Annotated in this window: 25 protein-coding genes; 9 read left to right on the top strand and 16 right to left on the bottom strand. The window is 61.3% G+C overall.

Going from position 1 to position 24,295, the window contains the following annotated elements:
• Window positions 1–862: 862 nt before the first annotated feature.
• A complete protein-coding gene (locus tag ASD64_RS07400; RefSeq protein ID WP_056103034.1) occupies window positions 863–1,102 on the top strand; it encodes a hypothetical protein in 240 nt (79 codons plus the stop codon).
• Window positions 1,103–1,116: 14 nt separating this feature from the next.
• On the opposite strand, the gene ASD64_RS07395 is transcribed toward ASD64_RS07400, so the two are convergent.
• The 3 genes from ASD64_RS07395 to ASD64_RS07385 form a co-directional block, all read right to left on the bottom strand.
• The gene (locus tag ASD64_RS07395) at window positions 1,117–2,109 is read right to left on the bottom strand and encodes an adenosine kinase (protein ID WP_056103031.1); all 993 of its coding nucleotides are present in this window, start codon (window positions 2,107–2,109) and stop codon (window positions 1,117–1,119) included.
• A gap of 105 nt (window positions 2,110–2,214) precedes the next feature.
• Window positions 2,215–3,222, bottom strand: a complete 1,008-nt coding sequence (locus tag ASD64_RS07390) for a proline racemase family protein (RefSeq protein ID WP_056103028.1) — start codon at window positions 3,220–3,222, stop codon at window positions 2,215–2,217.
• Complete coding sequence (locus ASD64_RS07385) at window positions 3,219–4,019, bottom strand: isocitrate lyase/PEP mutase family protein (protein WP_056103025.1); 801 nt, start codon at window positions 4,017–4,019, stop codon at window positions 3,219–3,221. The genes ASD64_RS07390 and ASD64_RS07385 overlap by 4 nt, the downstream gene beginning before the upstream one ends.
• Window positions 4,020–5,040: 1,021 nt before the next feature.
• Here ASD64_RS07385 and ASD64_RS07380 point away from each other — a divergent pair.
• Together ASD64_RS07380 and ASD64_RS07375 are read left to right on the top strand one after the other, a co-directional pair.
• Entirely contained in the window at window positions 5,041–6,555 is a 1,515-nt protein-coding gene (locus tag ASD64_RS07380) for an APC family permease (protein WP_056103022.1), read from the top strand.
• A gap of 12 nt (window positions 6,556–6,567) precedes the next feature.
• Entirely contained in the window at window positions 6,568–7,062 is a 495-nt protein-coding gene (locus tag ASD64_RS07375) for a universal stress protein (protein ID WP_056103020.1), read from the top strand.
• A gap of 141 nt (window positions 7,063–7,203) precedes the next feature.
• Here the strand turns inward: ASD64_RS07375 and ASD64_RS07370 are convergent, their stop codons facing one another.
• Entirely contained in the window at window positions 7,204–7,908 is a 705-nt protein-coding gene (locus tag ASD64_RS07370) for an HAD family hydrolase (protein WP_056103016.1), read from the bottom strand.
• Window positions 7,909–7,910: 2 nt separating this feature from the next.
• On the bottom strand, window positions 7,911–8,396 hold the full coding sequence (gene dut / locus ASD64_RS07365; RefSeq protein ID WP_056103015.1) for a dUTP diphosphatase: 486 nt from the start codon (window positions 8,394–8,396) through the stop codon (window positions 7,911–7,913).
• A 235-nt stretch (window positions 8,397–8,631) separates the two neighbouring features.
• On the opposite strand from dut, the gene ASD64_RS07360 reads away from it, so the two are divergent.
• Window positions 8,632–10,221: a peptide chain release factor 3 gene (locus ASD64_RS07360; RefSeq protein ID WP_056103012.1), complete on the top strand. Its 1,590-nt coding sequence runs from the start codon at window positions 8,632–8,634 to the stop codon at window positions 10,219–10,221.
• Window positions 10,222–10,331: 110 nt separating this feature from the next.
• On the opposite strand, the gene ASD64_RS07355 is transcribed toward ASD64_RS07360, so the two are convergent.
• The 5 genes from ASD64_RS07355 to ASD64_RS07335 form a co-directional block, all read right to left on the bottom strand.
• Window positions 10,332–10,958 (bottom strand): glutathione S-transferase family protein, encoded by a 627-nt coding sequence (locus tag ASD64_RS07355; RefSeq protein WP_056103009.1) that lies wholly within the window; start codon window positions 10,956–10,958, stop codon window positions 10,332–10,334.
• Window positions 10,959–11,057: 99 nt separating this feature from the next.
• Window positions 11,058–11,438 (bottom strand): helix-turn-helix domain-containing protein, encoded by a 381-nt coding sequence (locus ASD64_RS07350; RefSeq protein WP_056103006.1) that lies wholly within the window; start codon window positions 11,436–11,438, stop codon window positions 11,058–11,060.
• Window positions 11,435–11,962 carry a Smr/MutS family protein gene (locus tag ASD64_RS07345; protein ID WP_056103003.1) on the bottom strand — a complete coding sequence of 176 codons (528 nt, stop codon included), beginning with the start codon at window positions 11,960–11,962 and terminating at the stop codon, window positions 11,435–11,437. The genes ASD64_RS07350 and ASD64_RS07345 overlap by 4 nt, the downstream gene beginning before the upstream one ends.
• Window positions 11,959–13,101: a murein transglycosylase A gene (locus ASD64_RS07340; protein ID WP_156460050.1), complete on the bottom strand. Its 1,143-nt coding sequence runs from the start codon at window positions 13,099–13,101 to the stop codon at window positions 11,959–11,961. The genes ASD64_RS07345 and ASD64_RS07340 overlap by 4 nt, the downstream gene beginning before the upstream one ends.
• A 24-nt stretch (window positions 13,102–13,125) precedes the next feature.
• Window positions 13,126–13,833 carry a Tim44/TimA family putative adaptor protein gene (locus ASD64_RS07335; RefSeq protein WP_056102996.1) on the bottom strand — a complete coding sequence of 236 codons (708 nt, stop codon included), beginning with the start codon at window positions 13,831–13,833 and terminating at the stop codon, window positions 13,126–13,128.
• A 198-nt stretch (window positions 13,834–14,031) separates the two neighbouring features.
• On the opposite strand from ASD64_RS07335, the gene ASD64_RS07330 reads away from it, so the two are divergent.
• Both ASD64_RS07330 and secB read left to right on the top strand, forming a co-directional pair.
• Complete coding sequence (locus tag ASD64_RS07330) at window positions 14,032–14,526, top strand: FxsA family protein (protein WP_056102993.1); 495 nt, start codon at window positions 14,032–14,034, stop codon at window positions 14,524–14,526.
• 96 nt (window positions 14,527–14,622) lie between these two features.
• Window positions 14,623–15,120 carry a protein-export chaperone SecB gene (secB, locus tag ASD64_RS07325; RefSeq protein ID WP_056102990.1) on the top strand — a complete coding sequence of 166 codons (498 nt, stop codon included), beginning with the start codon at window positions 14,623–14,625 and terminating at the stop codon, window positions 15,118–15,120.
• A gap of 48 nt (window positions 15,121–15,168) precedes the next feature.
• Here secB and dnaQ read toward each other — a convergent pair whose 3' ends face one another.
• The 5 genes from dnaQ to ASD64_RS07300 form a co-directional block, all read right to left on the bottom strand.
• On the bottom strand, window positions 15,169–15,873 hold the full coding sequence (gene dnaQ, locus ASD64_RS07320) for a DNA polymerase III subunit epsilon (RefSeq protein WP_056102987.1): 705 nt from the start codon (window positions 15,871–15,873) through the stop codon (window positions 15,169–15,171).
• Between the two features lie 65 nt (window positions 15,874–15,938).
• On the bottom strand, window positions 15,939–16,529 hold the full coding sequence (gene coaE, locus ASD64_RS07315) for a dephospho-CoA kinase (RefSeq protein WP_056102984.1): 591 nt from the start codon (window positions 16,527–16,529) through the stop codon (window positions 15,939–15,941).
• Window positions 16,526–17,368 (bottom strand): shikimate dehydrogenase, encoded by an 843-nt coding sequence (locus ASD64_RS07310; protein ID WP_056102980.1) that lies wholly within the window; start codon window positions 17,366–17,368, stop codon window positions 16,526–16,528. The genes coaE and ASD64_RS07310 overlap by 4 nt, the downstream gene beginning before the upstream one ends.
• A complete protein-coding gene (locus tag ASD64_RS07305) occupies window positions 17,361–17,960 on the bottom strand; it encodes a Maf-like protein (protein ID WP_056102977.1) in 600 nt (199 codons plus the stop codon). Before ASD64_RS07305 ends, ASD64_RS07310 begins: the two co-directional genes overlap by 8 nt.
• 34 nt (window positions 17,961–17,994) lie before the next feature.
• Window positions 17,995–18,816, bottom strand: coding sequence for a pyruvate, water dikinase regulatory protein (locus tag ASD64_RS07300; RefSeq protein WP_056102974.1), 822 nt, complete (start codon window positions 18,814–18,816; stop codon window positions 17,995–17,997).
• A gap of 398 nt (window positions 18,817–19,214) precedes the next feature.
• Between ASD64_RS07300 and hemE the strand changes: the two genes are divergently transcribed.
• From hemE to rho, 3 genes are all read left to right on the top strand, one after another.
• Window positions 19,215–20,240 (top strand): uroporphyrinogen decarboxylase, encoded by a 1,026-nt coding sequence (hemE, locus tag ASD64_RS07295; protein ID WP_056102970.1) that lies wholly within the window; start codon window positions 19,215–19,217, stop codon window positions 20,238–20,240.
• Entirely contained in the window at window positions 20,240–20,776 is a 537-nt protein-coding gene (gene hemJ / locus ASD64_RS07290) for a protoporphyrinogen oxidase HemJ (RefSeq protein ID WP_056102968.1), read from the top strand. The genes hemE and hemJ overlap by 1 nt, the downstream gene beginning before the upstream one ends.
• A 149-nt stretch (window positions 20,777–20,925) precedes the next feature.
• The gene (gene rho / locus ASD64_RS07285) at window positions 20,926–22,191 is read left to right on the top strand and encodes a transcription termination factor Rho (RefSeq protein ID WP_156460049.1); all 1,266 of its coding nucleotides are present in this window, start codon (window positions 20,926–20,928) and stop codon (window positions 22,189–22,191) included.
• Between the two features lie 28 nt (window positions 22,192–22,219).
• On the opposite strand, the gene ASD64_RS07280 is transcribed toward rho, so the two are convergent.
• Window positions 22,220–24,256 (bottom strand): thioredoxin domain-containing protein, encoded by a 2,037-nt coding sequence (locus tag ASD64_RS07280; protein WP_056102964.1) that lies wholly within the window; start codon window positions 24,254–24,256, stop codon window positions 22,220–22,222.
• Window positions 24,257–24,295 lie beyond the last annotated feature (39 nt).

The following is a 24,295-nucleotide window of genomic DNA, read 5'->3' as shown; positions in this document are numbered from 1 at the left end:
CCCCAAAGGGATCAGCCTAGCCACTGGACGGTTTTTACTCCGCCCGCACCAGCATTATGCCGGCGCTCCATGGCCTAATTTGTCACCGCCGCGCACACTCCATAGAGGTACGGACGCAATTTCTCATGGATAACTAAGCACTCGTTGCCGAATGCAGCAGAAGCCAAGGCCGAAGCCCTATTTAGTAACAGTGACCCTTCCGAGCCAGCGAGCTTTCACTCGCTCCGTCCGTACCCCGCGCGAAATAAAATGCAAACGGTGAAGAAACGCAAGTTGATCCTGTGTCGAGCATCAAACCATGAAGCCCCGTGCCTGACAATCTCGCCGCTACGTAGCCAATTTGCCGGTGCCGCTGGTCGGTTTTAGATTGCATGCAAACCATGCCGAACGGCGACAATGAGGTCGTAAGCCGCCATTGCTCCATTGCCAAGAAGTCGTCATTCGCAGATTGGCCCGCTAAAAACGTGGATAGATCCCCGCTTGTCCTCTGCCTGCACCCCTGCCGATCCCGCGCCCTTCCAAAAATCTCCCCTCCTTTTTATCCACACCCTCTCAACCTCCCCCATAATCCCCTCACCGTTCTCACGGGAAGCCTGGCTGCGCACCGGGCGTCAGGCGGGAACGGCGGCGCCGGATCGGTCGCGCTGCGGTAGCGCGGCTGGGAGATGATCCCCCAGGTCCGGGCCTCGACTGGGCCTTTGGCGAAAATGCCATCCCCCGGTGAGGCAAGAACGCCGGCGGACGCAGGGCACCGCGCCGCATAAAATTCTCAAAGGGCGCGGGTCCTGCGTCGGCTTCCCGATCCATTCTTTGGCGGGAAGGGCCTTCCGCATGCCCGCAATTTCGACCGGAAAGGACGGACATGCCAAGCATACAGGACGACATCCCGCAGGACTTCAAGGAACTGTGCATTTCGGCATTCAGCCTCGCGCTCGAAGCCGACGGCGCACCCCAGCGCTGCTCAAGACGGTTTTGCCACCGTACCGGCCAATGCCATCTGCCGATGGGCGACAACGGCCCCGGCGCTTGTGGTGCCGGCCCCATACCCGGCCGCGTCGCTGCCGAAGCGGCGCTGATGCTGGCTTTTCGGTTCGAGGAGTGAGGGGTCGGCGCTTTCTACAGAAGTCCGGCCTGCTCGGCCTCGAGGCGCAAGTTCTGGCGCGGGCGCGGGCCGACCTGCTGGATCACCAGCCCGGCGGCCAGCGAGCCGAGGTCGCCGCAGGTCTTGAGGTCGCGGCCTTGCGTGTAGCCATGCAGGAAGCCGGCGGCATAGAGGTCGCCGGCGCCGGTGGTGTCGACCAGCTCGGCAATCGCCGTCGCCTCGATTTGCACCGTCTCGTCGCCGCGCACGATCACCGAGCCCTTCTCCGAGCGGGTCACGGCGGCAAGCCGGCAGTCCTTGCGCAGCGCGGCAAGCGCGGCATCGAAGGAGGCGGTCTGGTAGAGCGACTTGATCTCGTGGCTGTTGGCGAAGACGATATCGACGGTGCCCGAGCGCATCAGGTCGAGGAACTCGTCGCGATAGCGGTCGACGCAAAACGAGTCCGACAGCGTCATTGCCACTTCGCGCCCGGCGGCGTGGGCGAGGCGGGCGGTCTGGCGGATCGCCTCCTTGGCGCGCGGCGGGTCCCACAGATAGCCCTCGAAATAAGTCACCCTAGCGCCGCTCGCCTTGTCGGCCTCGACGTCCTCCGGGCCAAGCTCGACGCAGGCGCCGAGATAGGTGTTCATCGAGCGCTCGCCGTCGGGGGTGACGAAGATCATCGAGCGCGCCGTGGGCGGCAGGCTGTCCAGCGGGCGGGTGTCGAAGGCGACGCCGTGGGCGCGGATGTCATGGGCATAGAGGCGTCCGAGCTGGTCGTTCGACACCTTGCCGAAGAAGGCGGCGCGGCCGCCCAAGCTGGCGACGCCGGCAGCCGTGTTGCCGGCCGATCCGCCGGAAGCCTCGATGGCCGGGCCCATGCGCTGGTAGAGCAGTTCGGCGCGGGTCGCGTCGATCAGGTTCATCGCGCCCTTGATGATGCCGTTGTCGTTGAGGAATGCCTCGTCGCACTGGGCGATGATATCGACAATGGCATTGCCGATGCACAGGACGTCATAATCGGGCATTCAAATCTCCGCCGCGTCAGGCCAAACGCCCGCCTTTTGGCACGCCGCCCGCGCGGGCGTCCAGTGCATCGCGGCAAAAAGCGCGGCGCATCAGGGCGACGCGCTCTAACGCAAAAGAAACCCGCGGCCGAGTTCGTCCTCGGCTTCCAGCGTGAATTCGGCCTTGCCCGAATAGAACGCCCGGCCGCCGACGCGGGCGACGATCGCCGCATGCCGGCCGGCTGTCGCGGTGCGGGCGACCGCCCCGGAAAAGCGCGAGCCGACGATGCTTTCGAAAATACGCGTCTGGCCGATGCCGATCTCGCCCTTGGCGTGCATGGCCGCCAGCCTGGCGGTGACGCCCGAGCCGGTCGGCGAACGGTCCACCTCGGCCTCGGCGAACACGCACACATTCTTCGTCGGCCGGTCGGAAAATTCATCCACGCCGTCGGTCAGTATCGTACCATAGAGGAAAGCGAGGTCGTCATGGTCGGGATGGGACAAGGGAAAGGCGGCCTTTAATTTGCCGGTCAGCGCGGTTGCCGCATCGACGAAGTCGCGCACCCGGTCGCGGCCGAATTCCAAGGCGAACTGGCGGCAGTCGGCCAGCGCGTAGAACGCGCCGCCATAGGCGATGTCGAAGCGCACCGTGCCTTTGCCGGCAAGTTCGACGCTTTCGCCGCGGGCGAACAGAAAGGCCGGTACGCTCTCGAAGGAAACCGCGCCCGCCTTGCCGTCCTTGACCTCGACCGAGGCGACGACCAGCCCGCACGGCGCTTCGATGTTGACGACGGTCACCGGCTCCTGCGCAGCCACCATGCCGGTGTCCACCGCGTAGCGGCCAAGCGCGATGACGGCATGGCCGCACATCGTCGAATAACCCTCATTGTGCATGAACAGCACGGCGAGGTCGGCTCCCGGCAGGTCCGGTTCGACCAGCAACGCGCCATACATGTCGTAGTGGCCGCGCGGTTCGAACATCAAAAGCTTGCGCAAATGGTCGAGATGGTCGCGCACATAAGCCCGCTTCTCGAGGATCGTGCCTTTCGGGATCGGCGGATAACCACCGGTGACGATACGCACCGGTTCACCGCCGGTGTGCATGTCGGTGACGGTCAGCAAGGGCGGCGTCATTCCGGCGTCGAGAACATTTTTTGCAGCCGGTCGTAGGCCATGGCGTCGCGGCTGAAGGCGAAGGAACCGCTCTCCAGGATTTCTTTCGATGCACGTTCCAGCGCACCGAATGTATAATTGGTCAGCTTGGAGCCGAGCGATATGCGCTTGGCCCCCGCCTTTGCCAATTCCGCAACGGTGAAGGCCGGGACGGCAAGTATGTTGACCGGCTTCGACACGGAGGAGCAGATGGTGCGCACAGCCTCGATGTCGGTGATGCTAGGCGCATAGAGCACGTCGGCACCGGCTTTCTCGAAGGCCTGCAGGCGCCGGATAGTGTCGTCGAGGTCGTTACGGCCATGCAGGAAGTTTTCCGCCCGGGCGGTGAAGACGAAATCGTGGCCCAACGCCCGAGCCGCCTCGACCGCCGCTGCAACCCGCTCGACCGCGTGGGAAAAATCATAGATCGGATGATCGTCGTCGCCGGAAAAATCCTCGATCGAGCAACCTGCGAGCCCAGCGGCCTCGGCTGCGAATATGGTCTCGGCAGCACGCTCGGGGCTGTCGCCCTTGCCCTTCTCGAGGTCCGCCGAGACCGGCAGGTCGGTCGCCGCGACCAGTTCCTTGCAGTGGGCGATCATCGTCTCGAAGCTCACGCCGCCATCCGGCAGGCCGCGCGAAAAGGCGAAGCCCGCGCTGGTCGTCGCCAATGCCTTGAAGCCGAAAGACCGAAGCAGTTTCGCGGTGCCTATGTCCCATGGGTTGGGAATGACGAAGGTCGAGGAGTGGAGGTCGCGAAATGTCTTGCCCTTGTCCATGGCGCACGCCCTTGTCCGGGTTGAGATCGTGGTGCGATCCTATCCCTGGCACGTGCGGCGGGCAAACGGATGTGATTGGCTCAGGATTTTCTTTTCCGGGCTCAGCGCAACGAAGGCGACAGCGTGTCAGGAGAATGCAGCGTGTCTGCTATTGCGTAGGCGCTCCGGCCGGCCAGCCAAATCTCCGCTTCATCCGCTGGCGCCGAATTTTGTCGCGTTTCGCAAAAAGTCGAAATTTGTCGAACCAGTTCAAATAGTTACAAATCTTGATCGCAAAATGATTCAGCCATCGTCATGCGATGCAATAATTTGTTGACAGGCGAATGGGGTTGTGGCCAAATTGCATCCGGTGAAATTTTGTTTCTCGATGTGAATTGTATCGGTGAGGCCGTTTCACCCAACGAAAAATAGCTCTTTGATTCATCGCCTGTGGTAATCGGAGGAGACGAATGGATGGCAGAATAACAACAACAAGCATCCATAGCGTGTGAAAATTGGGCGGCTGTTGCGTAGCCATCTCGACATCATAAAGCGACACGAGAAGAATGGGCCGCCCATGTTGGGGGCGCTATTTCTGTCGTGTCGGCATAGATGCATGGGCGACGCTCAACAAATCAGATAGCGCAATTTTCGATTTCAGCATCGCCGCAAGCGGCAACGATGCCGGTCGGTTGCTGATCTACCTTACACACGAAGATGCTTGAACCAGGCGCGTCAATTTTTGCGTGCATGCCCGTAACCCACGACGAAACAACAAATGCTGCGAGCCCATCTTTGAACGGCCCGCGGGTAACTTTGTGCGACCGCTCCACAGCACTGTCTCACACACAGCCCTGACACATCCAAGGAGTTGAACAGACAGATCATCCAGATCCAGGCCCGGCAAAATCCAAGTCACAAGGAGGGAGGAACCCTATGACTGATAAACAGAAACGCACGTTCTATACGGAACGAATCGGCTGCGTGCGCACGGCCAAACCAACGATAATATTCACCGCCAAGGTGAAGGGGGGAAAGCAAGATGAGTAATTCTGGAGGAGAAGCCTTAGATGTCCTTGAGTACGAGCAAGGCAATCTTCAGACCGGTACAAACTGGTGGGGCGCCTTTGTCATCGGTCTGGCCGGCACAATTCTCGTAACCGGCGCAGCGCCAGCATTCCTTACGGTTTTCGGCGCATCCTACATTCCCTTCATAACATTCTTCACGCTGACAGGCGTCGTGTTATGTCTCTTGCTGGCAGAACTGTCGGCAATGATGCCCGGACGAACGGGCGGTTCTCCATCCTATGCATATCCAGCCTACAAGGATCGATGGCCACGGCTTGCGCCGCACGTCAATGGCGTCACTGCCTGGATGTACTGGGTCGGCTGGATGCCGGTAGCACCGCTGAACATGATCCTGGCCTCGTTCTACATCACCCATCTATTCGGCCTCGACACAACATCCGGCATCACGCCGATCAGCACGTTCATTCCCTGGTGGACGCTGGCCATCACCGCTGTCGGGCTGCTGATCCTGTCCGTACCGGCTTACCTCGGCATCCGCTTCGGCACCTCGATGGCGACCATTTTGGCCGTATTGTCGATGATCCCGCTGACCTTCCTGTCGATCGGCTTCATCTTCAATCCCGACGCCGCGAACTGGAGCGAGATCGCCGGCTTCCCGCAACTCGACGGATCTAGCTTCTTCAGCGACATCAACGGCTATCCGGCCTGGGTCATGTATGTGGCCTACGCATTTCCGCTGTTATGGACGGTGATCGCGTACGAGGCGGCGGCCTGCTACATCGGCGAATGCAAGCATCCGGGGCGTGACGCCAAGATCGCCATGACGCTGGAAGGCGGCTACGGCGTGTTCGTCTACACCATGCTGCCGATTTCGTTCGTGGTCGTGCTCGGCGTGCAGGCCATCTCGGATCCGGCTCTGGTCGATCCGAAGACGATGTTCGTCACCTTCGCCAGCAACATCTTCCCCGGCGTCGCCGGTGCGGTGATGGAATGGCTGATGGCGATCATGCTGATCATCGCGCTGGTGCTATCGGCGTTGAACTCGCTGATGGGTTGCTCGCGCTCGCTCTACCAGATGTCGCTCGACGGTCAGTTCCCGCGCTTCTATCAGCACCTCAACAAGAACCACGTTCCGGACCGGGCGATGATGACCAATGTCGGCGCCAGCCTCCTGATCGCGTTCATGGGCGGCGCGATCGAGATCTATTCCTTCTCCAATGTCGGATATCTCGGTTCCTTCGTGCCGGTGCTCATTGGCTACTACTTGCTGCGCAAGGATCGGCCCAATGTGCATCGTCCGTTCCGTCTACCGGAGTACTTCAAGTACATTGCGCTGGCGCTCGCTGCGTTGTATTTCTTTGTATGGCTGGTTGGCGGGGTCATTTACTCGTATATCGGCGGTCAAGCGATCTATTACTTCCTAGGTATCGCTGCGACCTTCATGTACTTGCCCCTGTACTGGTATCGGCAGTGGGAAGACCGCCGGGCCGGCTCGCCAGCCATGGCGGCGTCCACGTCCCGCAACTGAGAGGTTGGGCAGATGATCAGGACCCTGTTCAGACAATCACGGCCTGCCGGCGACCAGCGCGCCGTGCAAAGCGTGCTGATCGCTTCTGAAGGCAGACGCTTCAGCCAGGACGTTATCGACCTGGCCGTGCGGATGTTGCGCCCCCACAATGGCCATGCCACGGTGCTTACCGTGGCAAGGCTGTGGGGGACGGGGTTCGGACTGCCCAATCCCGGCTTGCGTCCCAGCAAACGCGAGATGGATGAGCAGCAAGAGAACGTCTTTTGGGCTCTGAGCCAACTGGAGGATGCCGGCGTGACGGCGAATGGCCACATCGTGACCACGCGCAACCCGAGCAAAAGCATCCTGAACGAGGCAAAGCGCCGCACATGCGATGCCATCATCATGGGCGCCGATCCGCGTCGGCCCTGGTTTGTTCGTAACCTTATGTGGAGCCAGGAACCATATCGGGTTCACGCACGCACACCCATTCCAGTCCATCTCGTCTGCCCGGCCGGGCAGACCTAAGGCAAATCGACAAAATAATCCCGGCCTTGGGGCGATTTGGCCGGTCTCGACGCAAGTCGAGACCGGCTTTTTGCGGAATCAATATTGGCGGACATTGGAAAGCAGCGCAGCGCGCCCTGAATGCGCAAGTGCGGTAAAATTTCAAACCGCGCGGCGCTTAAAATCTGTTCCCTTCCCTGGAGAGGCCGATCGGGAGAGGGGGACGAGACCAGCCAGCTTGCGCATATCGTCGAACAGGATGCCGCCGGCCGCGCGCAGACCTTCGACATCGGCCATCGGATCGCCATGGTAGGAAAAGACGCGCATTCCGGCAGCGACGCCTGCTTGCGTGCCGGGTACGCTATCCTCGATGACGATGCAGTCGGCCGGCCGGATTCCCATCGTCTTGGCGGCGTGCAGAAACAGGTCTGGCGCCGGCTTGCCGTGCTCCACCATCGAGGCGCTGAACAGCACGTCCTTGAAGTATGGCAAGAGACCGGTCTGGCCAAGCGTCATGTGCATCTTGTCGATGCGGGCGGACGACGCGACGCAAAGGGGAAGGCCGACGCGCTCCACGGCCGCGATGAAATCCCTAACATAGGCAATGGCCTCGACGCCGCCGGAAAACAGTTCCGGCAGTTCCCGGTACCAGCGCTCGATGAGGTCGGCACCCAGATCGACGCCTGCCGTCTGGATCAGTTCGGCCCTCACCGACGACAGGCTGCGCCCGCTGAAGCGGTGCCGGCATTGCTCATAGGCGATCGGATAGCCGGCCTCGGTTATCCACTGTGCCAATCTGCGATTGGCCGGGCCTTCGGTATCGACCAGAACCCCGTCGCAGTCGAAGATGACGAGTTTGGGCGCCATGTTCACGCCGTGCCCGTCGACCCGAACCCGCCTGTCCCGCGCGCCGTGCCGCCAGCAAGCGTACGCTCCTCGGCGGCCACATGAACCACCGGCGCAAACACGATCTGGGCGATGCGCATGCCGCGCGTTACGGAAAAGTCCTCGTCGCCAAGGTTGACAAGCAATACGTTCACTTCGCCGCGATAATCGCTGTCGATGGTGCCGGGCGTGTTGAGGCAGGTGATCCCATGCTTGAGGGCAAGGCCGGAGCGCGGCCGGATCTGGCCTTCCATTCCTTCCGGAATCTCCAAGACAAGCCCGGTCGGCACCAGAGCCCTTTTGCCGGGCAGGATGAGGATCGAGCGATCTTCCGGTATCGCTGCCCTGAGATCCATGCCGGCAGCGCCAGCACTTTCGTAAGCAGGAAGCGGCAGGCCCTCGCAATGCGGCAGCCTGACGAAGCCAACGGTTGGGCCGATGACGGAAGAGGGATTACTGGTGGCGGACATGGCGACGATCCTATTGAGGCAAGGGCCGAAACGGTCAACGCGGGAGTGAGGCGTTCAACGGCTTTCTCCCCAGGCGGTTCCGCTTACAGCACGGCGCGCAAAGAGACCAGAACAAGATGCGCGGGACGATACGCCGCCGGCAGCGCGGCTCACATCGGCGGCGTATCCGTCGGTTTCCGTTCGACAGGTTCGGCCGCTGCTGGTAGAAGCCCGCCACCTAAAGGGATTTCAGACATTGGCCGAGACAATCGAACAGGCGGTCGGGCGCCGCCGCACCTTTGCGATCATCGCGCATCCGGACGCGGGCAAGACGACACTGACCGAAAAGCTGCTTTTGTTCGGCGGCGCGATCCAGCTTGCCGGTGAGGTCAAGGCCAAGAAGGACCGCATCCAGACCCGGTCGGACTGGATGAAGATCGAGCGCGAGCGCGGCATTTCCGTCGTCACCTCGGTGATGACGTTCGAATATCACGACAATGTCTTCAACCTGCTCGACACGCCCGGCCACGAGGATTTCGCCGACGACACCTATAGAACGCTGTCGGCGGTCGATTCCGCCGTCATGGTCATCGACGCCGCCAAGGGCATCGAGCCGCGTACGCTGAAACTGTTCGAGGTCTGCCGCCTGCGCGACATTCCCATCGTCACCTTCGTCAACAAGATGGATCGCGAGGCGCGCGACACGTTCGAAATCCTCGACGAGATCGAGCAGAAGCTGGCGCTCGATACCGCTCCGATCACCTGGCCCATCGGGCAAGGCAAGACCTTCGCGGGAACCTACCACCTTGCCGGAAACGCGGTGCGCCACCACGATCAGGAAATGGTCCGAACGCCGGTCAGCGGTCCCGACTCCAATCGCGCGGCAGGTCTTCTGCCCGAGAATGATCGCCCCGCCTTCATCGAGGAGCTGGAACTGGCGCGTGAAGCGTGCCGGCCCTTCGATCTCGAAGCTTTTCGCCAAGGCCATTTGACGCCGGTCTTTTTCGGCTCGGCGCTGCGCAATTTCGGCGTACGGGACCTGATCGAAGCGCTGGGTGACTGGGCGCCCGCACCGCGCGCGCAGGAAGCCGACACGCGCAAGGTCGAGGCGACGGAAGAGAAGATGACCTCCTTCGTCTTCAAGATCCAGGCCAATATGGACCCCAATCATCGCGACCGCATCGCCTTCGTGCGGGTCTGTTCCGGCACGCTGGAGCGCGGAATGAAGGCCAAGCTGGTGCGCACCGGCAAATCGTTGAGCCTGTCAGCGCCGCAGTTCTTCTTCGCCCGCTCGCGCATCACCGCCGATGAGGCCTATGCCGGCGATGTCGTCGGCATTCCCAACCACGGCACGCTGCGCATCGGCGACACGCTGACCGAAGGCGAGGAAATCCTGTTTCGCGGAGTGCCCAATTTCGCGCCCGAAATCCTGCGTCGTGTCAGGTTGGGCGATGCCATGAAGGCCAAGAAGCTCAAGGAAGCGCTGCACCAGATGGCGGAAGAAGGTGTCGTGCAGCTGTTCTCCCCGGAAGACGGATCGCCGGCGATCGTCGGCGTGGTCGGCGCGCTGCAACTCGACGTGCTGAAGGAGCGGCTCAGCATCGAGTATTCCTTGCCCGTCGATTTCGAGATGTCGCGCTTTTCAGTCTGCCGCTGGATCTCCGCCGACGAACGGGCCGAACTCACCCGCTTCATCGAGGCGCATCGCGGCGACATTGCCCGCGATCTCGACAACGACCCGGTGTTCCTTGCCCAGCACGAATTTTCCCTCAACTACGAGGCCGAGCGCTGGAAGGCGGTCCGCTTCACAGCGGTAAAAGACTATCAGGTGCGCGACGCCGCTTAGATAGCCTATGCATCCTGACGGATGCATAGGCTATCAATCTCTTTGTTTGAGCATTGTATTATCCGAACACCGGATCCCACCTTTCGGCCCGATGTTCTGGCTCCAGTCGCTCAAGCCGGTGGAATGAACGGCTGCATGATGGTCTGGAAAACCGGCATGGCCTCGAGCCTGGCCGCATGGGCGGCCAGCGCCGGATAGTCGGCGATCTCGATCAGGCCGGGATGCGCTTCGGAAAGCGCGCGCAGCACCGCCGCGACGGCAATGTCGGCATGGCCGAGCGTTTCTCCGAACCAATAGGCGCTGCTGCGTCCGGCGCGGTCGGCCTCGAGCACGGCAAGCACACCGGAAATCTGCGTCCGGCAGCGCTCCACCCAGACTTGCGACACTTCGCGGTGGAGACGCTTCTCGTAGAACAGGCTGACCACCTTGTCGGCCATGCCGGTGGCCAGCGCGGCGACTTTCAGCGCCTGATGCCGGGCAGGCTCGGCTCTCGGAAACAAAACCCGGTCCGCAGGTACGAGGCTGTCGATGTAGTCGAGGATCAAATGGCTTTCGATCAGCACCTCGCCATTGTCGAGCACCAGTGTCGGTACCCGCACCAGCGGATTGTACTGGCGTATCTTGTCGGTGTCGCCGAAAACACCCCATGGCCGGTGTTCGAAACTCAGCCCATAAAGGGTCAGCGCTATACCGACGCGGCGGACAAAGGGCGAATCATACTGGCCGATCAGAATCATGGTTTGCCTTCTCGAAAGCCGCCGGAAACGAGATTCGAGATTGACCTGTCGCCGGCCTTTCAACAAGGCCTTACTCAGCCCCTTGCTGACGGCAAGGTGTCAGGAGCCGGCGCGTCTTGCCCGGTCGAGCATCTGCCTGACCGAAGCGGTGATATGGCGGATTTCAGCTTCGTCCAGTCTGTCGATACTCTCTGCCAAAAGGTTGGCGAGTTCTGTCGCGGCGGGCGACAGGCCCGACGTGTCGAGCTTGACCCGTGGCCGCGATGTCTCGGCCAAGCGCTGGAACTCCTCGGCCTCGTCCCAGATGATGTTGAAATAGCCAATGATCTTCTGGAGCAGCGTCCAGCTCGGCACGCCGCGCCGGCCGTGCTCTAGCGCCGATAGATAGGCGGCACTCACGCCGACCGCCGCGGCCATATCCTTCTGGCTGGCGCCACGCTCGCGCCGCATCTGCCGGATTTTTTCGCCCAAAGGTGTCATGACCGCACCCGGCGCAGGCGCACATAGAGCGCGCCCGAGCCACCATGATGGCGCGCAGCATGGTCATGACTGGACACGAAGAGCCGGAAGGCCGGTGTCGACAACCATGCCGGTACCGAGCGGCGCAGCACGCCATCGCCGCCGGAAGACGACCCCTTGCCGGTGATCACCAATACATAGCGCACGCCGCCGGCATGAGCCCGATGCAGGAAGGAATAGAGCAGAGAATAGGCCTGTTCCTGCGTCATGCCGTGGAGGTCGACCCTGCCCTCGATCGGCAGGCGGCCCTTCGACAGCTTGTCCAGCGTCGGCTCGTCAAGGCGATGCGGTGCCGCCAGCGGCTTCGGCTTGGCCTGTACGGCGGAAGGTGCGGGCGATGGCGGCAGCGGTGCAGGTGGCGGCTGGACTTCGGCGACGGGAAGCCCCACCGCTGCCTTGCCCTTGAGCGGCCTGGCACTGCGGGCGACCAGGCTCCACAGCACCCGGTCCTCCTCGTTCAGCGGTTTTTCCACGCGCCTGGTCATTGATTGGCATCCGAAACGGTATGGCACGACAGCCTTGGTGCAAGTACACGCGGAACGAGGGCAAAGAAGTCGGCAGCGTGGCGCACCACGCCAGCGATCTCGCCCGCCGCGTCGCCTGACCCGGCAAAAAGATCGCCCCGGGTAGGGCCGATAATGGCCGACCCGGTATCTTGCGCGATCATCAGGCGCCGGAACGGGCGGCCATCGAACGCGGTCAAGGCTGGCGCGTCGATATAGAACGGCGTGCCGAAGGTGTGCAGCAGACGATCGACGGCAATCGAGCGGCCGGGCGTCAACGGCACCTTGGCGGCGGCGATCGGGCCAAGCGCCGGGTCGCTCACATCTGCTTCCTTGAAGAAGATATAGGAGCGGTTGCGCCAAAGGATCTCGTCGATGCGCTGCGGGTTGCGTTTGAACCAGGCGCGGATCGACTGCATGGTGACGTCTGCAAGCGGGATTTCGCCCAGATCGGCCAGCATCCTGCCAGGGCCTGAAAACCGCTGTCCGGATTTGGCGGCATAGGTCACGCGCATCAGGCTGCCGTTGGTCATAGCCAGACGCGCCGCGCCCTGCACATGGATGAAGAAGGCGTCGACCTTGTCGGCGAGCCAGGCAATCTCCAAGCCTTGGTCCGCCAGCGCGCCGCGCTCGATCTCGCCGCGGTCGAAATACTCGGCCAGGCCGGTTGGCACGCCATCCGGCGTCGCCCGCGCAAAGGCCAGATAAGGGTCCAGGCCGGGCGGACGATTGGCGTCATCGACATCGATGAGATCGGGCGGACGCGCCAGCAATGGCACTGGAAAATGCGCCGTCTGAACCGGGGAGGCTTCCACCTCGGGTTCGTAAAAGCCGGTGACAAGGCCGGTACCGCCAGCGTCGGCGCGCATTTGCAACGGGACGAAGTGGCGCTCGAAGAAAGCCCGTGCCTCGATCCGGTCGGCCGGCGCTGCGTTCAGCGCCTCGGCATTGGCCTTGGCAAATGCAGAACATTCAATGCCGAGCGCGCCGGCGCGGTATGGCTTTACCAGCACATGCTCGGCGCTGCGCCGGAAAGCGGCAAAGGCGGCGAACTGGTCGTCGTCTTGCCAGCCGGGAAGCTCATCAAAGCGGCGTTCTATGAAAGGAGATGGTTGCGACACAGGCGTCCGCCGCCGCTGATGAATTCAGTCTTCTTCTTCGGTCGCGACAAGCTTCCAGTTGGGATCGCGCGAACGTGTGTCGCGGGCGAAGGTCCAGACGTCCTTGACCTCTGCGACCGTCTCGGGATCGCCATCGATGACGGTGCCTGCCTTGTCGCGCGTCGCCGAGATCAGCTCGCTGACAATCCGCAGCGTGACATGGGCTTCCGAGCCTTTCATTTCCGCGGACACGATGTCTGCCTTGTCGATGCCGACGAAGGACGACTGAATCTGTTCGGACTTCGCCTCGCGCTCCGAGATCGCCGCGACAAAACCATCGAAGACTTCGCGCGACAACAGGCCCTTCAAGGTTTTCCTGTCACCGTCGGCATAGGCCATGACGATCATCTCATAGGCCATCTTGGCGCCGTCGACGAAGCCCTTCGGCTCGAAGCTGGCGTCATTATCCTTGATGGCGCGCAGGCCCTTGTTCAAATCGGTATCGGGTTTGGCAAAAGCATCGATGTCGGCATAGACGTCCGCTGGCGGCTCGCCAGGCGCACGCTTGCGCGGCAGCGCCACCACGTTGTCGGATGCTTCTGTGTCGTCTTTTGCGGATTTGCGCGATGCGGCATAGGGGTCGAACGGCGGCCGTTCGCTGCCGGTACGCCGGCCAAGCACGTTGCGCAGCTGGAAGAAGATCACCACTGCCGCGACCAGGAAGAAAATCGTGCCGAAGTCGAAGAATTCCATGCTTGCGCCACTCAATCCCTGTTTCGGCCTCTGTTCGGCTGACCAAGCCGGACTCGCCCTCATCTGGCATCCGGCTATCAAAGCATATAGAACGCGAGAGACAATCATTCAAATCAATGGCAGGCATACCTATCTGAAGGAACCAGTGCCAGCGGCAAATGGTGCCTCTGGCCAAAACAACGAACAAACGGCTCCGATTTGCGAACTTCGCTTCTTCCCGTGCTTATACTTGCGCTTCCGCTCGCCGAAATCGCAGGATTTGTCGTCGTCGGCAGCAAGATCGGCGCATTGGCCACGATCGGCCTCGTGCTTGCCTCCACGATAGCCGGCAGCCTGCTGATCAGACATCAGGGCTTTGGCGTCATGGCCAGGGTGCGGACCGAGATGGATGCCGGGCGCGACCCCAGCAGCCAGCTGGCGCATGGGGCGATGATGGTGTTTGCAGCCATCCTGTTGATGGTGCCAGGCTTCATCACCTCGATCCTCGGACTGTTGTTCCTGTTGCCGCCGGTGCGCGACCTGGCGTGGCGGTACCTGAAGAAACGCGTCGCCGTCGTGAGCGAGTTCGGCGCTGCCAGCGGCTTCAACCCCCGCCAGCGCGGCAAGACCATCGATCTCGACAACGACGACTACAAGCGGCGCGATGGTCGCCCCGACGACCAGTCCCCTTGGCGCCGGCTGCCAGACGAATAGGCGACCACCGGCAAAACCTTGTCTTGTCATGCCGGAAATGATAGCGAACGCGCAACTTCAATCGGGGCCACTAGGCCCGAAAAAGGGAATGGGCTCATGGCCGAAAACGACGAAACGCCGAAGGGTGCCGCGACCAACGGCAATGGAACGCAGCCGACGCTGAACGTGCTGGCACAATATGTGAAGGATCTCTCCTTCGAAAGCCCCGGCGCACCTAATTCCCTGCGTTCGCGCGACAAGGCTCCCGGCATCGCCATCAACGTCAACGTCAACGCAAATCCGCTGTCCGAGCAGCAGTTCGACGTCAACCTGACGCTGAACGCCAAGGCCACGGTCGACAAGGACGTGCTGTTCAACGTCGAGCTCGTCTATGGCGGCGTATTCAGCGTCGCCGGCTTCCCGCAGGAGCATATGCTGCCAGTCCTGTTCATCGAATGCCCTCGGCTATTGTTCCCGTTCGCGCGCCAGATCATCGCTGAGGCGACGCGCAATGGCGGTTTCCCGCCGCTGATGCTCGACCCGATCGATTTCGCCCAGATGTTCCAGCAGAAGATCGCAGAAGATCAGGCTGCCTCCAAGGTCAAGGTCAGCTGATCAAAGGAGCCTGAGGCCCACATGAAGAACCCGGCTTCGGCCGGGTTTTTATTTGGCCGCAACAGCCAGCCAAACGGCCTTTTCGCCGAGCGTCTCGACGAGGGCAGCGTGGGCTGCAAGCTCAGCCTCGCTCAAGCGCGCCGGCAGCGGCGCGGGGCGAGCGGCAATCGTCAGTTCGGCATGCTCGATGCGGATTGTATCCGCACCCGATGCCGCGGCATTGTCGAGAACAAGTGCTGCCTGTTTGCCCCCGATCAGTTCGATATAGACTTCGGCCAGCAGTTCGGAGTCCAGCAGCGCGCCGTGCATGGTGCGGTGGCTGTTGTCGATGCCGTAGCGCCGGCACAGTGCGTCGAGCGAGTTCGGTCCCATCGGATGCTTGCGCTTGGCGAGCGCCAGCGTATCCACGACGCGCTCCGGCCCGATGGGCGGGCGGCCGATGCGCGCGAACTCGGCATTGATGAAGCCTATATCGAAATTCGCATTGTGGGCGACCAGCTTGGCCCCGTCGACGAGTTCGATGAATTCGTCCGCAATTGCGCCGAAAACCGGCTTGTCGGCCAGTTCGGCGGCGGTGATGCCGTGCACGGCCTGCGCGTCGGCGTGGATCTGGCGGCCCTGCGGATTGATGAAGAAGTGAAAGCTGCGCCCGGTCGGGAAGCGGTTCACCATCTCGACACCGCCCAGTTCGATGATGCGGTCCTCGCGCGAGTCGAGGCCAGTGGTTTCGGTGTCGAAAATGATCTCACGCATCGATTCGCTCCATAGTCCAAGATGGCCAAGGGCTGCATGATCGGCAAGGTTCGGCTGTCCGGCGGCTAGGGCTTATCCCCGGTCAGTTCACCGATAATGGCCTGAATGCTCGCGCGCGTCGTGTCGAAGCCGTGCACGGTATCTATAATGAAGTCGGCAAGCCGGCGCTTTTCGGCGTCCGACACCTGGCGCGCCAGGATCGCCTTGAACTTCTCTTCAGTCATGCCCGGGCGGGCCAGGACGCGCGCCCGTTGAATGTCTGCCGGAGCCGTGATGACGACAACCTTGTCAACGCGGTCGCGGCCTCCGGTTTCGAACAGCAACGGAATGTCCAGCACTGCCAGCGCCGCGCCGGCAGCGCGATGACGGGCCAGGAAAGCATCGGCGTCGGCCCGGACAAGCGGATGGATGATCCCTTCCAGCTTCCTGAGCGCGACCGGGTCACCCAGAACGTACTTGCCAAGCAGGGCGCGGTCGACGCTGCCGTCATGCGTGGTGCCTGGGAAAGCTGCTTCCACCAATGGAACCGCCACGCCCGAATAAAGACGATGTACGGCCTCATCGGAGTCGTGCACCGGCACGCCGGCCTCAGCGAACATCTTCGCCGCGGTCGACTTGCCCATGCCAATGGACCCTGTGAGGCCAAGAACGATCATGCTGCCGCACCCAGATCAGCAACGATAGAAGCACGCAAATCCGGCGTGACCACCGGGCGTTTACCGAACCAGTGTTCGAATCCCGGCACGGCTTGGTGAAGCAGCATGCCAAGGCCGTCGACGGTCTTCAGCCCATGCGCCTTGGCCGCAGCCAGCAGCGGCGTTTCCAAAGGAACATACACGATATCGGTCACGATCGCCTTTTCGGGCAGCAGGGCCGGATCGGCGAGCAATCCTTCATTGCCATGCATGCCGAGCGCCGTGGTGTTGACGAGGAGCCCCGCGTCTGCCAGCAGTTCCCCGGTCGCGCCCAGAGCATGCGCAGAAACGCCGGCACCGAAGCGGTCACCAAGCTCTCTTGCCCGGGCCAACGTGCGGTTGACGATGCGGATATCCTTGATCCCGCGCTGCTTCAGGGCATGGACGACGGCGCGCGCCGCACCGCCGGCTCCCAGCACGACGGCAGGGCCGTTGCGGTCCCAATCGAGGGCATATTCGTCGAGATTGGCCGCGAAGCCGTGTGCGTCGGTGTTGCCGCCCCACAGCGTGCCGTCTTCAAACCACAGCGTATTGACCGCGCCGATCTCCTCGGCTGCCTCATCGCGCCGTTCGGCAAGGGCAAACACCCCTTCCTTGTGCGGGATGGTGACGTTGCCGCCCCGAAAGCCTTGCCTGTTCAAGCCGCCAACGAAAGCAGCCAGACCGGCCGGTGCGACATCGACAGCCTCGTAGCTGCCGGCAATGCCGAAGGCTTCGAGCCAATGGCGATGTATCTTCGGCGAGCGCGAATGGGCGATCGGGTGGCCGACAACGAAAGCCCGGATCGAAGTTTCAGCCATCGATCGCACCCAGTCGGCGCAATTCGGCGAGCACGGCAAGCAAAGGCAGGCCGACAATGGTGAAATAGTCGCCTTCGATCGTTTCGAACAACTGTATGCCTTCGCCCTCGATCTGGTAGGCGCCAACGCTTGTCAGTGCCTTTTCGCCGACGCGGGCAAGGTGGCGCCCGATGAAGGCAGGCTCCAGCTTGCGCATGGTCAGGTTGGCGATGCCGACATGACGCCATAGCACTTGGCCATCGCGCACCAGAACGGCGGCGCTGTTCAACTGATGCGTCTTGCCGGAAAGCGCCAGAAGATGCCGCCGCGCGCCTTCCATGTCGGCCGGCTTGTGGAACACCGTGTCACCCAGCGACAGCGTCTGGTCGCAGCCGAGCACCAGCACGCCAGGGTTGCACTCGCTGACCTCTATTGCTTTGGCTTCGGCCAGCACCAGCGCGACGTCTTCGGGCGAAACGCCACTGCCCTGCAACGGCGCCTCGAGCGCCCGTTCATCGACATCGGCCGGAATCGCCTCGATATCGAGCCCGGCATGGACGAGCATCGCCTTGCGGAACGGACTGCCGGAAGCGAGAATGAGTTTTTCGATCATCAGGATGTCTTCGATTTCGCCGGTACCGGCGGAACTAGCGCGTCTTGTTGCGCAGGGCAACGATTGCTGCGGCGGTTTCCTCTATCGAGCGGCGGCTGACATCGATCATCGGCCAGTTGTAGCGCGTGCAGATCTTGCGGGCATAGGCAAGTTCCTCGGTGATCGCGGAACGGTCGATATAGTGATTGCCTTCATAGCCCGAAGTATTGCCGAGCACCCGATTCTGGCGAACATGCGAGATGCGCTCGGCAGTCGCGATCAGGCCGACGATCAGCGGCTTCTTGGCGTTGACCAGGCTCTCCGGCACCGGCACTCCGAGCACGATGGGAATGTTCGCGGTCTTGATGCCGCGATTGGCAAGATAGATGCTGGTCGGCGTCTTCGAGGTGCGGGATATGCCGATCAGCACGATATCGGCATCGTCCATATCTATCGGCAACTGGCCGTCATCATGCTCCATGGTGAAATTGAGCGCATCGATACGCCTGAAATAGTCCGCGTCCAGAACGTGCTGGGCGCCGACGCGGCGGCCGGCCGGGGTGCCGAGATAGGACTGGAAGACAGCAAGCACCGGCTCCAGCACCGACACGCACGGCAGGCCCATCGTTGCACAGTGCTCGTCAATGATGCCTGCCAGGCTCTGGTCGACAATCGTATAGAGGATGATGCCCGGCTCCTGCTCGATGTCTTCGAATACCTTGGACAGCTGCTTCTCGGTCCGGATCAGCGGATAGATATGCTCGATGGCCCGCGCATCCTTGTATTGCGCCGAGGCGGCACGGCCTGCCGCCAGAAGCGTTTCGCCGGTCGCATCAGAAATCAGGTGCAGATGGAAGAAACTTTGCGGCTTGTTCACAAATTACATCCGGCTCTGTGGGTTAGTGTGGACGGACGGGACAATTCCGTCTCCGCTCGAGGGGCGACTGTATCAGATGGCGGTTTGTCCACAATTCGCTCTGCAGTAAAGTTCGCATCCGGGCTGGGGACAACTACGGGAACCGCCTCCGATCGGGTTTTTTATCCCCAGAAGTGCTCGTCCTGGCCGAGGGCCGATCACTTTGATTCAAAACATCGAATTCAAGCTGTCCCCATGGTTGTCCCAGGAGTCGAAACGAAGTCGCGACAAAATGCTGGCTGGCTTTTGAAGCGGCTATTCGGGAAAGGTGGTAATCACCACAACCAACAGACTCTAAGAATCAGAAATATCTTTCATATAGATATTTTATTTTAGAGCTTTCCTCGAAAGTGAGAGTGATGAGCGCAAAGCGGGTCGTAGTGGAAGTGCTCAATGGCGAAGCGGTCTATCCGCCGCCGCTCTGGATGATGCGCCAGGCAGGTCGCTATCTGCCGGAGTATCGCGAGACGCGAAAAAACGCAGGTTCCTTTCTCGATCTTTGCTACAACCCGGACAGGGCTGTCGAAGTAACCTTGCAGCCGATCGAACGGTTCGGCTTTGACGCCTCGATCTTGTTTTCCGATATCCTGGTGGTGCCGCACGCACTTGGCCGTGACCTTCGCTTTGAAGAGGGGCATGGGCCATTGTTGACGCCGATCACGGCGGCCGGAATTGCTGATCTCAATCCGGAAACGTTTCACGTGAATCTGGCACCGGTCTACGAAACCGTGCGGCGCTTGCGCGAAAAATTGCCATCCGAAACGACGCTGATCGGCTTTTGCGGTGCGCCGTGGACGGTCGCGACCTATATGATCGCTGGGCGTGGCACGCCGGACCAGGCGCCGGCCAGACTGTTCTCTTATCGCGAGCCGGAAGCTTTCAGTAGGCTTTTGAAGATGCTGGCCGAACAGTCGGCTGCTTACCTGATCAAGCAGATCGAAGCCGGTGCCGATGTGGTGCAGATCTTCGATTCCTGGTCGGGGGTGCTGGATGAACCCTCCTTCGAGGCGTTCTGTGTTCGCCCAGTTGCTGAGATCGTGCGCCAGGTGCGGCTTGCGCATCCGACGGTCCCGATCATCGGCTTTCCGAAGGGGGCCGGTTTCAACTACGCGTCCTATCGGCAGAAGACCGGCGTTACGGCGCTGGGGCTCGACTGGACAGTGCCGTTGTCCGAGGCGAGGGGGCTGCAGCGGGAAGGCGCGGTGCAGGGCAATCTCGATCCGCTCCGGCTGGTCGCCGGCGGCAAGGCCCTTGCCGAGGGTGTCGATGGTATCTTGAAGGCGCTGGGGCAAGGCCCGTTCGTGTTCAATCTCGGCCATGGCATCGTGCCCGAAACGCCGATCGAGAACGTCTGGGCAATGGTAAAGCAGGTGAGGAACGGCTGATGGTTCTGGACGGCAGGGAAACCGGCGTCGGTACAGCCGCCAAGCGTGCAGTGTTGTCGATCACACTTCTTATCGTGCTTACGGCGGTGCTGTTCGTGCTGGCGCCTGACGAGTTCTACCCATGGGCGAAGGCGATCCATGTCATTGCCGTCATTTCGTGGATGGCCGGCATGCTCTACCTACCGCGCCTGCTCGTTTACCACGTTGCCGCCGAAAAGGGTTCGGTCCAGTCGGAAACGTTCAAGGTGATGGAACGGCGCTTGCTGCGCGCCATCATCAACCCGGCGATGATCGTTGCCTGGGTGTTCGGCCTGTGGCTCGCATGGAAGGGTTTTGGCTTTGCTGGCGGCTGGCTGCATGCCAAGCTGGCGGCCGTGCTGGCGTTGTCGGCAGTGCATGGCTATTTGTCGGCGGCGGTGCGCAAATTTGCCGAGGATCGTAACGAAAAGTCGGCGCGCCACTGGCGCATCGTCAATGAAACACCCACATTGCTGATGGTTGTGATCGTGATCCTGGTGATCGTGAAGCCGTTCTGACGGACGGGCCGCAAAAGCCTGCTTGCTCTTTTGGTGGGCTGGCGATAAAAGGCAATTCTTCCTTCCCGCCAGCGCTGCCTGTTTCACCGCCCGCGCCCGGCAATCATCGCGCCTGTCGAATCCCCCTTAAATACGCCCAGAGTCCGTCCATGCAGGAAATGAAACTCGCAGAGTTCAAGAACAAGAAGCCGCCGGAGCTGATTGCTTACGCGGAAACGCTGGAGGTCGAGAACGCCAGCGTGATGCGCAAGCAGGAGTTGATGTTTGCCATCCTGAAGAAACTCGCGGCCCAGGACATCGAGATCATCGGCGATGGCGTGGTCGAGGTGCTCCAAGATGGATTCGGCTTCCTGCGTTCGGCCAACGCCAACTACCTCCCCGGTCCGGACGACATCTACATTTCACCTTCGCAGATACGGCGTTTTTCATTGAAGACGGGTGACACCGTCGAAGGCCCGATTCGCAGCCCGAAGGAAGGCGAGCGCTACTTTGCGCTGCTCAAGGTCAACACGATCAATTTCGATGACCCTGAGAAGATCCGCCACAAGATTCATTTCGACAATCTTACGCCGCTCTATCCGACGCAGCGGCTGCGTATGGAGATGGAACATCCGACTTCCAAGGATATTTCGCCGCGCGTCATCGATCTGGTGGCGCCGCTCGGCAAGGGCCAGCGCGCATTGATCGTGGCGCAGCCGCGCACCGGCAAGACGGTGCTGTTGCAGAACATCGCCCACTCCATCACCACCAACCACCCGGAATGCTATCTCATCGTTCTCCTGATCGACGAGCGTCCGGAAGAAGTGACCGACATGCAGCGCTCGGTGAAGGGCGAGGTGGTTTCCTCGACCTTTGACGAACCGGCTGTCCGGCACGTGCAAGTCGCCGAAATGGTCATCGAAAAGGCCAAACGTCTGGTCGAGCATGGCCGCGACGTCGTCATCCTGCTCGATTCGATCACCCGCCTTGGCCGTGCCTACAACACAGTGGTGCCGTCATCGGGCAAGGTCTTGACCGGTGGTGTCGACGCCAATGCGCTGCAGCGGCCGAAGCGATTCTTCGGTGCGGCACGCAATATCGAGGAAGGTGGATCGCTGACCATCATCGCAACCGCGCTGATCGATACCGGCAGCCGCATGGACGAAGTCATCTTCGAAGAATTCAAGGGCACCGGCAACTCGGAAATCGTGCTCGACCGCAAGGTGGCCGACAAGCGCATCTATCCGGCAATGGACATCCTCAAGTCTGGCACCCGCAAGGAAGACCTGCTGGTGGCGAAAGCCGACCTGCAGAAGATCTTCGTGCTTCGCCGAATCTTGGCCCCGATGGGCACGACAGATGCGATCGAATTCCTGATCGACAAGCTCAAGCAGACCAAGACCAACGGCGACTTCTTTGATTCGATGAACACCTGATCAAGGTGTATTTGTTCAAGGAACGCGGCTAAGCTGTGTTTTCTTGCATTATGGAAAGAAGTTCGGCCTCGAGTTGGGTCGGGTCTGTGATCGCCGGTAGGCAGAACTGCCCCGTACATAGATACGCTGCGGGTGCTGTGGTTGGTGGTGCTGCGGCACTAGGCAAATTGACAAGGTCATTTGTCGCACCGACAGCAACAACAATGTCGATCCGGCGCGGGTCGGGAATCCGATTCGCTACCGGAACGAACCTTGGCTTGTGCGGATCATCCACCAGGATCAGCTTGCGTGGCTCCAGCGCCAGTTCGCAGGCATTGAGAATGCCGACCTGGCCGTAGGCCTGATGCTCGGCGCGGCCGGCAGCGTGCTCTGCCACCGTCCAGGCCTTGTCCTGCAAGGCAATATCGCCGGTAACTGTCGCCAACCTCACCAATGCCTCGATGATCTGGCTGGTGGCAGATGGGATCGCTTCGTCGACATCGCCGCGGATGCGGATTGGCACGTCCTGGCTGTCGGAAGCGGACAGGTAGTAGCCATTGCCTTGTCCGTCGCCATACCAAAGGTCTAATTGGATGATGAAGGAACGTGCCTGTTCGATATAGGCCGGATCGCCGGTCGCTTCGAACAGGGCTATGGCGGCGTTGGCCATGGCGGCATAGTCGCTGGACAGCGCCGGAAACAGCTTCTTCGCGCCAAGGGCCGAATGCGGCAGGCGCCCATCAAATGCCGAACGCGTAATCTGGTCGAAGGCGGCTTCCGCCGCCGCAATCCAGCCGGGCTTAGCGAAGCGGCGGCCGCATTCAGCCAGTGCCGTGATCGCCAGGCCGTTCCAGTCGGTAAGGATCTTTCCGTCGCGCCCCGGCCGCACGCGTGTTTCCCTTGTTGCCAGCATCCGTTGTTTCAACTGTGCAACGAGGCCGGCATTCTGCAGGGCGCGACGGCTTTGTTCAGCGGTCTGGTGAATTATCGGCTTGCCTTCCCAGTTGGGGGGCTTGCCCAGGGCAAAATAGTCAAAAAACAAAGCAGAATCGGAACCGAGCGCGCCTTCGACCTCGCTCTCCTTCCATGTATAGAAAAGCCCCTCCTCGCCTTCGCTATCGGCATCAAGGCTGGACGCGTACGCCCCCTCTTCCACTCTCAACTCTCGTAGAAGCCACGCGACGGTTTCATCGATTCGTATCCGGAACAATTGATTGCCGGTCTGCGCGAAGGCCCAGTTGCACATGCGCAGCAATTGGGCATTGTCGTAGAGCATCTTTTCAAAATGCGGCACCAGCCATAAGGCATCCGTCGAATAGCGGCTGAGCCCGCCGCCGATGTGGTCGTAGATGCCGCCTTGCAACATCTTTTCAAGGCTAAGGATAACAGCTTCCTGATGCCGGCTGTTCCCTGATTTCAACCATGACAGCCATAGGGCATGAATAAAAGGCGCATTGGGAAACTTCGGTGCTCCCTTTAGTCCGCCTTGCTGCAGGTCGATCATGCCGTGGATGCCGCCTGCCAGCGTGGTCAAGGTTTCGGCGGTGATACGGCCCTTGCCGTGTGTGGCGCTCAGCCGGGCACCGACATGCGAGGTCAGGCCTTCGGCGCTCTGTGCGAGGCTGTCGCGCTTCTCGTGCCATGCCTTGTCGATGGCCTCCATGACCTGCACGAACCCGGGGCGGCCGTAGCGCGGTTCCGGCGGAAAATAGGTACCGCCCCAAAATGGCTTGCCATCTGGCGTCAGGAACATCGTCAGGGGCCAGCCGCCTTGTTCCCCCATTGCCGAAAGAGCCGCCATGAACACTTGGTCGATGTCGGGGCGTTCTTCGCGGTCGACCTTGATGTTGACGAAGAGACGGTTCATGACGCCGGCTATGTCGTGGTTCTCGAAACTCTCATGGGCCATGACATGGCACCAGTGGCAGGCGGCATAGCCAATCGAAAGCAGGATCGGGCGGTCAAGCATTCTTGCTTCTTCGAGGGCAGAAGGCGACCAGCCGCGCCAATGCACTGGGTTGGCGGCATGCTGCTGGAGGTAAGGGCTCGCTTCGCGGGCGAGAAGGTTTTGCGGCGGTAAGGGCACGGGGCAATCAATTTTGCTGGACAGTGAGACACAGAGGCT

The sequence above is a fragment of the Mesorhizobium sp. Root157 genome (assembly GCF_001427385.1).
Lineage (GTDB): Bacteria > Pseudomonadota > Alphaproteobacteria > Rhizobiales > Rhizobiaceae > Mesorhizobium.
This window is presented reverse-complemented; position numbering and strand designations above follow the sequence as displayed.

Excerpts from the sequence above, each read along its gene's own strand:
- ASD64_RS07400 (WP_056103034.1), top strand. The coding sequence starts at position 863 with ATGCCAAGCATACAGGACGACATCCCGCAGGACTTCAAGGAACTGTGC.
- ASD64_RS07395 (WP_056103031.1), bottom strand. The coding sequence starts at position 2,109 with ATGCCCGATTATGACGTCCTGTGCATCGGCAATGCCATTGTCGATATC.
- ASD64_RS07390 (WP_056103028.1), bottom strand. The coding sequence starts at position 3,222 with ATGACGCCGCCCTTGCTGACCGTCACCGACATGCACACCGGCGGTGAA.
- ASD64_RS07385 (WP_056103025.1), bottom strand. The coding sequence starts at position 4,019 with ATGGACAAGGGCAAGACATTTCGCGACCTCCACTCCTCGACCTTCGTC.
- ASD64_RS07380 (WP_056103022.1), top strand. The coding sequence starts at position 5,041 with ATGAGTAATTCTGGAGGAGAAGCCTTAGATGTCCTTGAGTACGAGCAA.
- ASD64_RS07375 (WP_056103020.1), top strand. The coding sequence starts at position 6,568 with ATGATCAGGACCCTGTTCAGACAATCACGGCCTGCCGGCGACCAGCGC.
- ASD64_RS07370 (WP_056103016.1), bottom strand. The coding sequence starts at position 7,908 with ATGGCGCCCAAACTCGTCATCTTCGACTGCGACGGGGTTCTGGTCGAT.
- dut (WP_056103015.1), bottom strand. The coding sequence starts at position 8,396 with ATGTCCGCCACCAGTAATCCCTCTTCCGTCATCGGCCCAACCGTTGGC.
- ASD64_RS07355 (WP_056103009.1), bottom strand. The coding sequence starts at position 10,958 with ATGATTCTGATCGGCCAGTATGATTCGCCCTTTGTCCGCCGCGTCGGT.
- ASD64_RS07350 (WP_056103006.1), bottom strand. The coding sequence starts at position 11,438 with ATGACACCTTTGGGCGAAAAAATCCGGCAGATGCGGCGCGAGCGTGGC.
- ASD64_RS07345 (WP_056103003.1), bottom strand. The coding sequence starts at position 11,962 with ATGACCAGGCGCGTGGAAAAACCGCTGAACGAGGAGGACCGGGTGCTG.
- ASD64_RS07335 (WP_056102996.1), bottom strand. The coding sequence starts at position 13,833 with ATGGAATTCTTCGACTTCGGCACGATTTTCTTCCTGGTCGCGGCAGTG.
- secB (WP_056102990.1), top strand. The coding sequence starts at position 14,623 with ATGGCCGAAAACGACGAAACGCCGAAGGGTGCCGCGACCAACGGCAAT.
- dnaQ (WP_056102987.1), bottom strand. The coding sequence starts at position 15,873 with ATGCGTGAGATCATTTTCGACACCGAAACCACTGGCCTCGACTCGCGC.
- coaE (WP_056102984.1), bottom strand. The coding sequence starts at position 16,529 with ATGATCGTTCTTGGCCTCACAGGGTCCATTGGCATGGGCAAGTCGACC.
- ASD64_RS07310 (WP_056102980.1), bottom strand. The coding sequence starts at position 17,368 with ATGGCTGAAACTTCGATCCGGGCTTTCGTTGTCGGCCACCCGATCGCC.
- ASD64_RS07305 (WP_056102977.1), bottom strand. The coding sequence starts at position 17,960 with ATGATCGAAAAACTCATTCTCGCTTCCGGCAGTCCGTTCCGCAAGGCG.
- hemE (WP_056102970.1), top strand. The coding sequence starts at position 19,215 with ATGAGCGCAAAGCGGGTCGTAGTGGAAGTGCTCAATGGCGAAGCGGTC.
- hemJ (WP_056102968.1), top strand. The coding sequence starts at position 20,240 with ATGGTTCTGGACGGCAGGGAAACCGGCGTCGGTACAGCCGCCAAGCGT.
- rho (WP_156460049.1), top strand. The coding sequence starts at position 20,926 with ATGCAGGAAATGAAACTCGCAGAGTTCAAGAACAAGAAGCCGCCGGAG.